Here is a 13,196-nt window from a genome sequence, read left to right as displayed (position 1 = left end):
GCCACGAAGCAAAGGCTTATGCTTCGTGGCAATCCTTACTTGTATTTAACTTCCACCTCACTGGCTCCCGGCAGACGCTTCAGGCGTAAAATCAATTCATCGGTTGCCTGTACGCGCCACTCATCGCCGAGACGCACGGTTGCCTTCGCATAACGCGATTGGTAATTTATCAGCACCGGACACCCGCCGCCCTTGAAGGGTTTGAGCGCCACACCTAGTTTCTGCATAAATACATTATCATTTTCTTCCGTCTGCCATGTCAGCTGAATCCCCCGGGCGAAGGCGTCCCTGGCCTGATCCATGCTGTAGAGTTTTTCTACTGTTAGGCGCAACGTGCCCAAATAATCGTCTACCGCTAGCGGGCCTTCGGCGACCAGCAGCGTATCGCGAGCAAAGATATCGCGGTATTTTTCATAAATATCGTTAAAAGCCGCGATTTCAAGCCGGCCGGATCTGTCATCCAGCGTGGCAAACCCCATCATTTTCCCTTGCTTGGTCTGACGGGTTCTGATTTCCACGACCAGTCCGGCGACGCGCGCTTCCATCTTGCCTCTGCCCCGTTGAGGGCCAGAGCGGTCGGCATTCGCGATCAGACTGGCTATTTTCCCATGCGTGAACTCCTTCAATTCCGACTCATACTGATCGATAGGATGGCCGGTCAGAAACAGGCCTAGTGTTAATTTTTCCGCCGCCAAGCGATCCTGTTCGGACCAGGGCTCGACGACTGTCGAATAAGCTTCATTATCCTCGACATTATTCTCGGCATTGACCATCAGGCCGAATAAGTCATTCTGGCCTGTTTGCGCCATTTTGCCGTGTTGCTCGGCCACCCTTAAAACCGTGGGCAACTCGGCCAGATGGCTGGCCCGGTTATCGTCAAATTCATCGAACGCACCGGCGCGGATCAGCGCCTCCAGCACACGCCGATTGACTTTTCTTAAATCGACGCGCTTGCACAAATCATACAAGCCGGTAAACGGGCCGTTTTCATCCCGCTCCTTCAGCATGTCATCAATGGCCGCCTGACCTACGCCCTTGATGGCGCCGATACCATAGACAATATGTCCTTTGTCGTTGACGGTAAAACGGAAATTGGACACGTTGATATTCGGCGGACAAATAGTCAGCTTCATCTGCCGGCATTCTTCTATCAACACCACGACCTTGTCGGTATTATCCATATCCGAGGACAACACGGCCGCCATGAAGGCAGCCGGGTAATGCGCCTTCAGCCAGGCGGTCTGATACGCCACCAGCGCGTAGGCGGCCGAGTGCGATTTGTTGAAACCGTAACCGGCGAATTTTTCCATCAGGTCGAAGATATAGGTCGCGATGCCTTCGTCGATTTGATTGGCGACGGCGCCCTGCGTAAACACTTCACGCTGTTTGGCCATCTCTTCGGGCTTCTTTTTGCCCATCGCACGCCGCAGCATATCGGCGCCGCCCAGCGTATATTGCGCCATTTCCCTCGCAATCTGCATCACCTGCTCCTGGTACAGGATAACGCCGTTGGTCGGCTTCAGAATCGGTATCAGCAAGGGATGCGCGTATTCGGCCTTGGCTCCGTGTTTGACGTTGATGTAATCGTCCACCATGCCCGATTCCAGAGGTCCGGGCCGGAAAAGCGCCACCAGCGCGATAATATCGTCGAAACAGTCCGGCTTGAGCTTTTTGATCAGTTCCTTCATGCCCCGGGATTCGAGCTGAAACACGGCCGTCGTCTGGGCGTTTTTCAGCAACTCATAGGAAGCCGGATCATCTCTGGGAATAGTCGTGATATCGACCAACGGTTCGCCGGCCTGCTGTTTTTTCTGGTTAATCGTCTGCAGCGCCCAGTCGATAATCGTCAGCGTACGCAAGCCCAGGAAGTCGAATTTGACCAGACCGACGGCTTCCACGTCATCCTTGTCGAACTGCGTAACCAGATTGCCGCCGCCCTGCTCGCAATACAGCGGCGTAAAATCGGTCAGTTTAGTCGGCGAGATCACCACGCCGCCCGCATGCTTGCCCGCGTTTCTGGATGTTCCTTCCAGGGCGCGCGCCATGTCGATCAGCGTTCTGACTTCTTCTTCGGTATCGTAAAGTTGTTTCAGGTCGGGGCTGTCTTTTAGCGCCTTCTCCAGCGTCATGCCGATCTCGAACGGGATCAGCTTGGCCAGCCGGTCGACAAAACCATAAGAAAAACCCAGCACGCGCCCTACATCACGGATAACCGCTTTGGCCGCCATCGAACCGTAGGTGATGATCTGCGCGACGTGATCGCGGCCATAGTGGCGCGCCACGTAATCGATCACCTCGTCGCGCCGGTCCATGCAGAAGTCGACGTCGAAGTCGGGCATGGAAATACGTTCAGGATTCAAGAAGCGCTCGAACAGCAGATCGAATTCGATAGGGTCCAGGTCGGTAATTTTAAGCGCGTACGCCACCAAAGAGCCGGCACCCGATCCACGACCCGGACCGACCGGAATCTGATTGTTTTTTGCCCACTGGATGAAGTCGGCAACGATCATGAAATAACCGGGGAAGCCCATCTGAACGATCACATTGAGCTCAACCTCCAGACGGTCATAATAGGCCTGGCGATTTTCCTGATCGGTGCCCTTGCCGACGGCCGGGTATTGCACCAGACGCTCTTCCAAACCCTTTCTGGCCGAATCGATCAGATGATCGCCCAGCGACACGCCGGCCGGCACCGGAAAATCGGGCAGAAAATTCTCGCCCAGCGTCAGCTTCAAATTGCAGCGCTTGGCGATTTCGACCGTGTTTTCCAGCGCTTCGGGAATATCCGCAAACAGTTCCTGCATTTCCTCGCTGCTGCGCAGATATTGCTGATCAGTATAATCTTTAGGCCGTCGGGCATCATCGAGCACGCGCCCCTGGTTGATGCAGACCCGGACTTCGTGCGCATCGAAATCCTGCTGGTGTATAAACCTGACGTCATTGGTCGCCACGACCGGCAGATCGGTAGCCAGAGCCAACTCAACAGCCGCTGCGATGTAACGCTCCTCATCGGGCTTGCCGACGCGCTGCAATTCCAGATAAAAGCTCTGATCGAACAGCGCACCCCATTGCTCGGCCAATCGTTTGGCCAGATCATTGTTTTCCGCCAGTAAGGCCTTGCCGATATCCCCGCTCATCGCGCCCGACAAGGCAATCAAACCGGCATGATTGGCTTCAATCCATTCCTGTCTCAGCATCGGCACGCCCTGATGCTGCCCTTCCTGATAGGCCTTGGAAATGAGTTCGGTCAGCGTGATGTAACCGATGTGATTGTTGACCAGCAAGGTCAGACGGAAAGGCGTCGCAGGCTCTTCCGGGTTGAATATCAGTACGTCGGAACCCGCGATCGGTTTGATGCCCTGCCCCAGCGCTGCCTTATAAAACTTGACCAGCGAGAACAGATTGGCGTGTTCGGTCACAGCGGCGGCCGGCATGTTCAATTCAGCCAGACGCTTGACCAGCGGCTTGATTTTGACGATGCCGTCAACCAGGGAAAATTCGGTATGAAGCCTTAAATGAACAAACGCAGGTTGCATAGGTGTTTTTTATCAGAATCAGGTAAGTGGGGCGTGTGTCAAACCCGGTAAAGCGGCGCTAAACAGACAAAAAGCTTGAAAGCCAAACACATTTTTATCACGAAGCGCATAATTTTTTAGAACGGATTTAAAGCCGGCGGTATGCGTCTTTCATGGACGGATATTATACACTTTCGGCTTTAGACAGGGCTTCAGTTTCAGCAGCCCTCGGATAAAAATATCCGTATTGCCATTTTAAAAAGTTATTCACAAAACCTGTGGATAACTCTGTGGATTGATTGTTTTATCTGCTGCTTAATTACCGTTTTTATTACAGTTTTGTTAAATTGTATAAAAACGAACCAATTCGGTAATTTTATTGTTATCAATAACTTACAGACCAATTCCCCATATATTAGAGCCTAGACGAGCGTGTGCTAAGTCATTGATTTAACCTGTGGGCAACTGATATTGAGTCCAAACCATTTTGATAATCATCAAGCTACTCTTTACCCACGGCTTGTTAAGCTTTTTATAGTGCTTCAGATTGGGAAATGGTATGCGGCTTTTTTTGATATAAGCCTATCGACGGGCATCCGATAGGCTTTTTTGCGGTTATTCACAAAACCTGTGGATAACTTTGTGGATTAATTGTTTTATTCATCGCTTAATTACCGTTTTTATTACAGTTTTGTTAAATTGTATAAAAACGAATCAATACATTTATTTTTTAATTATCAATAACTTAACTTCTAACTTTAAGCCTGATTCAAGCCGGATAAATACGCGCTAAGTTATTGATTTAACCTGTGGGCAACTGATGTTGAGTCAAAACCTTTCATGATCGTCCGGCATTACCCTCTTTCATCCCAGGCTTTTTCCATGCGTTTTGCCGAAACCGGGTAAGCCGTTTTAAGTTGCTGCGCAAACAGCGAAACCCGGAATTCCTCCAGCATCCAGCGGTAATTATCCTGCTCGGGAATAATGGGCTCTTTTTTAGCCTGCTTCTCAACGTTTTTCCAGTAGCGTGTCCAGTAGCGGTTTATTTCCTGTATTTTTTGCAGACTGTTATCGAATTTATCGATGCGGTAGAGGATCGCCTTAAGATAGCGCGGCATGGCTTTAAGCTGCTGGAACGGCGTATGGCGGATAAAGCCCGCATAGACCATAAACTTAAGTTGTTCATTGATGTCCTGAACCATCGGATCGTTGGCATTGAAGCGTTTTAGCTGTGCTTTGATAGCCCCGTACAGTTCCATGATCTCCAGCACAATTTTGCCGGTTTCATTGGCAAGCCCGACCAGTTCTCCCTTGTGCTGCTTTAAACTTTGTTCGAAAGCCTGCTGCGTGCGTATCGTTTTACCTTCGACAAACACCGCATACAGGATCAAATAAAGCATATCGTCCTTGTAAGACGCTGCGGCATCAGCTTCTATGATCGGATGTTTGGGCAATTGGTTATAGGTCAATTCCGCGGCCGCCGACTTGGGCAGGCTTTTGATGATGTACGTGCACTCCTTGCGCAGATAGAGCTGAAACAAACGCATGAGCCCAGCCTGATGCTGGCGCGCGGCTTTTTGCTCGGTATCGAAAATGCGTACGCCGACGGCGTCGGCTTCATCGACAATGGCCGGATAGCCGACGAATGCCTGGCCCTTCTGCATGAATTGCCAGGTATCGGGCAGATCGTCGAAAGCCCATTGTATGCAGCCGGTATGATTCAATTCGTCGGCAGCCAACTGGTCAAAGCTTTCGCCAGCCGTCTGCGTGTATTTGCCTTGCAGTTTTTTCAGGTCGCGGCCGTAATCAAGCAGCTTGCCCTCGTCGTCGATGACCCTGAAATTCATTTTCAGGTGATCCGGCAACGCATCCGGATTCCAGGCATTGAGTGGTATGGCTTCGCCGGTCAGTTTTCTGAGTCGGTTACTCAGCCATTCGTACAACGAGCCTTTAAAATCGGGCTCGATTTCAAGACACTGCTTGACGGTTTCCGGCACGGGCACGAAATGTTTTCTCAGGTTTTTAGGCAGCGATTTGATCAACGCGACCAGTTTTTCTTCCAGCATGCCCGGCACCAGCCAGTCGAACGGCGCCTGCGAAACCTGATTCAGCTGATGCACGGGAATGATGGCCGTGACGCCGTCTTCGTCATGGCCCGGCTCAAACCGGTATTGCAGCACGATCGTCAGATTGCCTATCTTCTTACTGTCGGGAAAATCCCATTCGTTGACCTGATTATCGTGCCCGCGGGTCAGGTCGTCCTTGGTCAGAAACAGGATTTTGGGATTTTCCCGTTCGGCGGTTTTACGCCATTGATCAAGCGCAATACCGCTGACGATATCGGCCGGCAGTTTCTTGTCGTAGAACTGATACAGCCACTCTTCATCCTCGATCAGATCGACACGACGACCCTTATGCTGGATATAGCCGACCTCTTCAAGCAGCTTCTGGTTGGCGACAAAAAACGGTGCATTGGTATGGTAATCCTGGTCGACCAGCGCCGAGCGGATAAAGATCTCGCGCGCGGCCTTGGGATCGACACGCTCGTAAGGCACTTTGCGACCGGCCTGCAAAGTCAGGCCGAACAGCAAGGTGCGCTCATAGACGGCGCTGCGCCCGGCCTTCTTTTCCCAGTGCGGATCGTAATAGTTGCGCTTGATCAAATGCTCGGCGCACTGCTCTATCCATTCCGGCTCGATCCTGGCGACATTGCGCGCATAAACCTTACTGGTTTCGACCTGTTCGGCCGCCATGATCCATTTCGGCCGGGCTTTATGCAGGCCGGAACCGGGAAAAATGAAGAATTTGAGTCCTCGAGCGCCCAGATACTCGTATTGCTCATGGCGAAAACCGATATTCGACAGCAGCCCTGGCAATAACGCGCGATGGATTTCTTCATAGCTGGCCTCGACCATATTCGGCTTCATTTTCAATTCGCCTTTGACCACCTGCATGATCTGCGCGTGGATGTCGTACCATTCGCGCATGCGGATATAGGACAGGAAATTGTCGCTGCAGTATTTGCGCAATTTGTTGTTGGACAGCTGCTTTTTCTGCTCTTCGAACGTATTCCAGATATTCAGGATCGTTAGAAAATCCGAATCTTCCTTGCGGAAGGCTGCGTGTTTGGCATCGGCCTGGTGCATTTTATCGGCCGGCTTCTCGCGCGGGTCCTGAATACTGAGGGCCGACACGATGATCGCCACTTCGGTCAAACAATGCTGTTTTTCGGCCGCAATCAGCATGCGCGCCAGTTTCGGGTCAGTCGGGAACTTGGCCAGTTGCCTGCCGATATCGGTCAGTTTGCCCTGCTTGTCGAGCGCATTGACTTCATGCAGCGCATTCTTGCCGTCACGGATCATTTTATCTTCAGGCGGCTCGACAAACGGGAATTTCTCGATATCGCCCAAATTCAGCGACGTCATCTGCAGAATGACCGATGACAGGTTCGTGCGCATGATTTCCGGCTCGGTAAATGCGGGCCGGGCCAGATAGTCGTCCTTCGAATACAGCCGGATACAGATGCCCTCGGCGACGCGGCCGCAACGTCCCGCGCGCTGGTTGGCGCTGGCCTGCGATATTTTTTCTATCGGCAGGCGCTGGATTTTGCTGCGATGGCTGTAGCGACTGATGCGCGCATGGCCGGTATCGATAACACAACGGATGCCCGGCACGGTCAGCGACGTTTCGGCGACGTTGGTCGCCAGCACGATGCGTATCTTGCCGCCTTTGGGCTTGAACACGCGCTCCTGCTCGCTGACGCTGAGCTTCGAATACAGCGGCAGGATTTCATACTGGGTCGGATGATGCTTTTTCAAAGAATCGGTCGTCTCGCGGATTTCGCGCTCGCCGCTCAGGAAGATCAGGATATCGCCGCGGATATCGCGCTGTAATTCATCGACGGCATCGAGGATGGCCTGCTGTAGATCGTCGCTGGTTTCGTCTTCTTCATCCCGTTGCTCTATCGGGCGATACCGAATCTCTACCGGATAAGTACGCCCCGACACTTCAATGATCGGCGCACTATCAAAATGATTGGCGAATCGTTGCGGATCGATCGTGGCCGAGGTAATGACGAGTTTCAAATCGGGGCGCTTGGGCAGCAGCCATTTCATGTAGCCCAACAAAAAGTCAATGTTCAAGCTGCGCTCGTGTGCCTCATCGATAATGATCGTATCGTATTGGCTCAAATAAGGATCGTTTTGGGATTCGGCCAGCAAAATACCGTCGGTCATGAGTTTAACCAACGACTCGGCATGGGTCTTGTCGTTAAAGCGGACTTTGTAGCCGACTGATTTACCCATAGTCTCGCCCAACTCTTCGGCTATCCGGTCGGCCACGGTGCGCGCGGCGATTCGTCTGGGTTGCGTATGACCGATAAAGCCGGATGCGCCACGTCCTATCGAAAGGCAAATCTTCGGTAACTGTGTGGTCTTGCCAGACCCCGTCTCGCCGCAGACGATTACGACCTGATTGGCTTTGATCAACTCGGCGATATCATCTTTCTTGCCCGTAACCGGCAAATCGGGAAAACTGATCGCAGGAATACTGGCCAGACGCTTGCTGCGCATAGCTATCGATCTTTCAATGCGGCTTCTCAGCGCATTGAGTGGCTCGACCGGATCTTTGCCTTTCTGACAGTCGCTGCGCAGCCGGTCCAGTTGCCGCTTGAAGCCGTGCCGGTCCTGGCCCAGGCATTGAGGTAATCGGGAAGTGAGTTGTTTAATCAGATCGAGAGTCGACATCCAGAACAGTCAAGGCAAATAAAGCTATTATACGTTATGTGCCGTATTTTGAATTTTATCAATGAACAGAATGCGGTTCAGGCCAGCCGCAAGCATTAGCAAGGGAAATAAAGACCTAACTTTTTTTGCAGACCGTATTGTATATCTTGAAGGATAGTATTGAAGCGGCCAGTACCAGCGTTATCGCGTTGGCAAATATGATGGCCGTATCGGAGATATAAACGCCGTAGACAAGCCAGCACAGTACGCCCAGCGTAAATATACTGTACATGCTCAAAGACAGCGATTCAGTGTCCCTGGTTTTTATCGTCAATATAGCCTGCGGTAAAAATGAGGCCGTTGTCAGTGTTGCGGCTATATAGCCAATAATTTCAGGCATTGCTATCATCAGTGTCGTTCTCTATTGATATAAAATTCGTTGTAAATATGCGGAAGCTACCAAGCTATGAAGCTCAATACGCGTTGTTAGAGCCGTTTAAATAACAACGGTTCTATTCAGATCAAAGCCCGGCACTGTTTTTTTGCCAGAATATCCACGAGGGTTGCACAATATTCTGGCACCGGCTATATGGTAATCGGATGGACTGTGCACGTGACCGTGAAACCATGCATCGATCTCGTATTCATACATCAGGGGTTTTAAGTCAAAGTTATTGCAATAGGCTAACTTTTTAAGGTCATTCAGTGGATCATCCCAACTCCATTGGGAAGGCGCATGATGCGTAACTACAACGGTCTTGCCGGGAAATGGCAGGGCTAATTCTCGCTCCAGCCATTCCTTTGAAATCTGGTGCAATTGCGTAAAATCAGTACTGCCGAATGGTTTTCCTGTAAGTCTGATTTTCTTGAAATCATTTAGTGTCCTTCCTAACGCGTCTGCTTTTTCCTCACCTTCGACAAACAGATCGGCCCACATCGTGCAGCCTAAAAAACGCACATCCTGAAATAAAAACTCGCTGTTCTCAAGAAACTGCACATTAGTCCTTCTACATTGTTCCCTAAGCATCTGTAGAGTTTCCTGGTGATCCTGGCCATAAAACTCATGATTACCCGCAACGTAAATAACCGGTTTGTTCAAGGATTTCAGCCATTCAAGGCCTTGTGTACGAATCCCGATATCACCTGCGGCGATGATAATATCAGCATCATTAGCTGGCGCTTCCAATGCTCCGCATTCCAAATGTACATCAGAAAAATAATTAATCTTCACGATTTAATCTGCTCAATATCCTGTATAAGGTATAATTGCGGTTATTCTTTCAGATAACCGTAACCTTTTCCATAAAGATTTTATATGTCAATTAGCCCTAGAAAAATTACTCAGCAAGTATTAATCGGCAATGTTAAAGTCGGCGGTGGCGCGCCTATCGTGGTTCAATCAATGACCAATACCGATACGGCCGATGTTTCCGCAACCGTCAATCAGATTATTGAACTGGCCACGGCAGGTTCTGAACTTGTCCGTATTACGGTTAATTCGGAAGAAGCGGCTAAAGCTGTTGCTGATATCCGCAATCAGTTAGATCAGAAGGGCTGCGATACACCGATTGTTGGGGACTTTCATTTCAACGGACATAAATTACTGGAAAAATATCCGGACTGCGCTGAAGCATTAAGCAAATACCGCATCAATCCCGGCAACGTCGGCCGCGGAAAAAGCCGCGACCCGCAATTCCAGCAAATGATCGAGTTTGCCTGCCGCTACGACAAACCGGTCCGTATCGGCGTCAACGGAGGCAGTCTCGATCAATCGGTGCTGACTCGTTTACTGGAAGAAAACAGAAGCAAGGCGAATCCTGAGGAACTGCCGGCCATCACCCGTGAAGCGATTATTATCTCCGCTCTGGAAAGCGCGGCCAAGGCAGAAGAACTCGGCCTGGCCAAAAACAAAATCGTGCTGTCCTGTAAAATCAGCAATGTGCAGGAATTGATCAGCATTTATCAGGAACTGTCCAGACGTTGCGATTACGCCCTGCACCTGGGCCTGACTGAAGCCGGCATGGGTTCGAAAGGCATCGTGTCTTCGGCCGCCGCGTTATCGGTGCTGATGCAGCAGGGTATCGGTGATACCATTCGCATTTCCCTGACTCCCGAACCCGGCTCGGCAAGAACCCAGGAAGTCATTGTCGGCCAGGAAATTCTGCAAACAATGGGCTTTCGCTCGTTTACGCCTATGGTTATCTCCTGCCCCGGTTGCGGCCGTACGACCAGCGACTATTTCCAGAAACTGGCGCTGGAGATTCAAACGTATCTGCGTGACAGCATGCCGGTCTGGCGCAGCCAATACCCGGGCGTTGAAACCATGGAAGTGGCTGTAATGGGCTGCGTGGTCAATGGTCCCGGTGAAAGCAAAAACGCCAATATCGGCATCAGCCTGCCCGGTACCGGCGAATCACCGGTAGCGCCTGTCTATGAAGACGGTGTAAAAACGGTCACACTGAAAGGCGACCGGATTGCCGAGGAATTTCAGGAAATAGTACAGCGTTATATCGAATCGCATTACGGCGCATAAGCCGCAGTTCACCGGCTGAACGCTGGATTCAGCCGGTGCATTCAACTAACCTTCCTGACCGTCGATCCGGGCCGTAGTCAGTATCGGCGCATAAACAAACACAAACAGTGAAAACGCCGTCAACCAGGATAGCGTCGATACGTATACGAGCATGCCGTACCAATCCGGCAACGCTATCGGTAATAAAACCCTGAACAAGGCTGCCAGATTGATCAGCACAAATCCAATCGCCATGGCGTTTGAAACTCGAAGCGCTCTGCCGGTATGGCCTAACGATACGCGTGCCATCATGCCCAGCGTTAATACGCCGATGCCGCCGACAGTAAAAGCATGCAGGGCCAAAGTCGGCGCTACCAGTCCGTAAGCGGAAAAAGCCGTCAGCGCGAAGCCCAGAATAATCCAGCCATAGCCGATATAGAGCACCCACAATAACGGCACATACCAGATGCGCTGCACATACCAACCCGATACTCTAGCAATATTAACGACGACCGCCAGCACCGCTGTCAATGCCAGGACGACACCTGAAATATTATAGAACTGCAAGCCGAATACCAGCGTCGCCGTTACAATCGACAGGACATCCAGGACCGGATTTTTTAATGCCCGCGTTCCCGGCAAGCCGCGTTCCGTGAAAAAGGGAAAAACGCGGCCGGCAATGACCAGAATCATGATAATGATAGTCGCGACGACCACCTGAATGCCCAGCCATGCGCTGTTTTCCTGGAGACCGAGAATCTCTGCATGTATCAAGCCATTGCCCAAGGACAGCAGAAGCAGAAGCCCGATAAAGATCAGATTTCTGTAATTACGGGCCTGCATGATCGGTTTGCTGACCTGGTAAGCCAGAACCGGCAGGAAGGAAAAATCAATCAATGCAATCAGAGCATCCGGGAGCAGTCCTGCATAAAACGGCACGATGCGCCCATATAGCCACAACAGACACAAACCGGCCAATTGATCGCCGGTCGATGTCGGCTGGTTTGTCCAGTTTCTAACCGCTGTCAATAAAAACCCGGCAATCACGGCGACGGAATAACCGAGCAGCATTTCATGCGCATGCCAGTAGGTATTGGCAAAATAATTTCCCAATTCCAACTCGCCCTTGAAAATAGCGTTCCAGAGCACGATCAGAATCAGCGCCGATAAACCGGCCAATCCGAAAAAAGCCCTAAATCCCAAGGCAAACAGAGGATAATCAAAAATAGTAGGTGATTTCATGTTGATCAATTTTCCAGCCAGTCCAGTTCAGCATTCGAGAAACCTGCAATTATACGCATTTCTCGATTAAATGGACCTTTTGGTTTGCCGCCTTTGTAGTATTGTCTGATCAATGCACGATATTTAGCTTCAGATTCGAAGCCCTGTTGACGGCAGACAAATTTAAACCAATAGGAACCCAACTCCACATGCCCGACTTCATCGGTTAAAATCCGCGTCAGAATTGATACACTTTTGTCGTCGCCCAGTTTTTTGAATTTTTCGATGATGGCCGGGGTCACATCCAGGCCGCGCGCCTCCATGCAACGGGGCACCATAGCCAGCCTGGCCAGTAAATTATCAGCCGTGTCCGTGGCATGTTCCCATAAACCGCTGTGGGCCGGCAGATCACCATAATCAGTCTGCATGGTTTGGAGATGAGCCCGAATCAATGCGAAATGTTGAGCTTCTTCGTCGGCAACGCGCAGCCAATCCTGATAGAATTGATCGGGCAGGCCGCGGAAACGGTAAAGCATGTCCCAGGCCAGATAAACGGCGACAAATTCAACATGCGCAATAGCATGAAAAAAAGCAATGACGCCCCCAGAATTGGTCAGCTTCCGTTGCGGCATTTGGCGCGGAGCCAATAACTGCGGTCGCTCAGGAAACTTTACATTAAGGATCGGCAATACCGGCCGATCGGAATTGAAACTTAAACGTCGCGTTTGCAATAACTGCCAAGCCTGATGCGTAAGCGCTAACTTTTCGTCAATATCAGTCCGATGCAAGCATGCTTCGGCAAACTCGAATATATTTTTCATTAATAAGGTGACATTAAAAGAATGAATAAGATTTTGGATTTCACTTTTCTATTAGCCTATTGCCTGCTTATTTACTGGCTTTCAGATCAACCTTCCCTGCCAGCCCCTCAATGGTTTGTCCATCAGGATAAACTCCATCATGCCGGAGTCTATTTCGTTATGGCACTGCTGGCATGGCGCACCTTCAGGCACTGGATCGATCACCCTATTATACTGCCTATACTGGCCGTTGCCTTTTGCAGTTTATATGGTGTATACGATGAATGGCATCAGTCTTTTGTCCAAGGACGAACTTCAGATGTCGCTGACTGGATCGCCGATACCACCGGCGCTGCCATGGCTATATTTTTGTTTTATAAGCTACGCATCCGGTCACAAGTTCGGATAAAATTATAGTTTTTTA

At 50.7% G+C, this 13,196-nt stretch carries 8 protein-coding genes; 2 read left to right on the top strand and 6 right to left on the bottom strand.

What is annotated here, in order from left to right; genetic code table 11:
* Window positions 1–35: 35 nt before the first annotated feature.
* The 4 genes from dnaE to METLU_RS0105385 form a co-directional block, all read right to left on the bottom strand.
* The gene (gene dnaE / locus METLU_RS0105400) at window positions 36–3,536 is read right to left on the bottom strand and encodes a DNA polymerase III subunit alpha (RefSeq protein ID WP_027157340.1); all 3,501 of its coding nucleotides are present in this window, start codon (window positions 3,534–3,536) and stop codon (window positions 36–38) included.
* Window positions 3,537–4,369: 833 nt separating this feature from the next.
* A complete protein-coding gene (gene hrpA, locus METLU_RS0105395) occupies window positions 4,370–8,260 on the bottom strand; it encodes an ATP-dependent RNA helicase HrpA (protein ID WP_027157339.1) in 3,891 nt (1,296 codons plus the stop codon).
* Between the two features lie 115 nt (window positions 8,261–8,375).
* On the bottom strand, window positions 8,376–8,648 hold the full coding sequence (locus tag METLU_RS0105390) for a SemiSWEET transporter (protein WP_027157338.1): 273 nt from the start codon (window positions 8,646–8,648) through the stop codon (window positions 8,376–8,378).
* Between the two features lie 87 nt (window positions 8,649–8,735).
* On the bottom strand, window positions 8,736–9,470 hold the full coding sequence (locus tag METLU_RS0105385; RefSeq protein WP_027157337.1) for a metallophosphoesterase: 735 nt from the start codon (window positions 9,468–9,470) through the stop codon (window positions 8,736–8,738).
* 84 nt (window positions 9,471–9,554) lie between these two features.
* Between METLU_RS0105385 and ispG the strand changes: the two genes are divergently transcribed.
* Window positions 9,555–10,772 (top strand): flavodoxin-dependent (E)-4-hydroxy-3-methylbut-2-enyl-diphosphate synthase, encoded by a 1,218-nt coding sequence (gene ispG, locus METLU_RS0105380; protein WP_027157336.1) that lies wholly within the window; start codon window positions 9,555–9,557, stop codon window positions 10,770–10,772.
* A 45-nt stretch (window positions 10,773–10,817) separates the two neighbouring features.
* Here ispG and METLU_RS0105375 read toward each other — a convergent pair whose 3' ends face one another.
* Both METLU_RS0105375 and METLU_RS0105370 read right to left on the bottom strand, forming a co-directional pair.
* Entirely contained in the window at window positions 10,818–11,993 is a 1,176-nt protein-coding gene (locus tag METLU_RS0105375) for an NnrS family protein (protein ID WP_027157335.1), read from the bottom strand.
* 5 nt (window positions 11,994–11,998) lie between these two features.
* Window positions 11,999–12,793 carry a ferritin-like domain-containing protein gene (locus METLU_RS0105370; protein ID WP_027157334.1) on the bottom strand — a complete coding sequence of 265 codons (795 nt, stop codon included), beginning with the start codon at window positions 12,791–12,793 and terminating at the stop codon, window positions 11,999–12,001.
* Between the two features lie 21 nt (window positions 12,794–12,814).
* On the opposite strand from METLU_RS0105370, the gene METLU_RS0105365 reads away from it, so the two are divergent.
* Window positions 12,815–13,189 (top strand): VanZ family protein, encoded by a 375-nt coding sequence (locus METLU_RS0105365; protein ID WP_027157333.1) that lies wholly within the window; start codon window positions 12,815–12,817, stop codon window positions 13,187–13,189.
* Window positions 13,190–13,196 lie beyond the last annotated feature (7 nt).

The organism is Methylobacter luteus IMV-B-3098 (assembly GCF_000427625.1).
GTDB lineage: Bacteria > Pseudomonadota > Gammaproteobacteria > Methylococcales > Methylomonadaceae > Methylobacter > Methylobacter luteus.
Note: the sequence above shows the minus strand (reverse complement) of the source record. Positions and strands in the feature narration are given on the sequence as shown.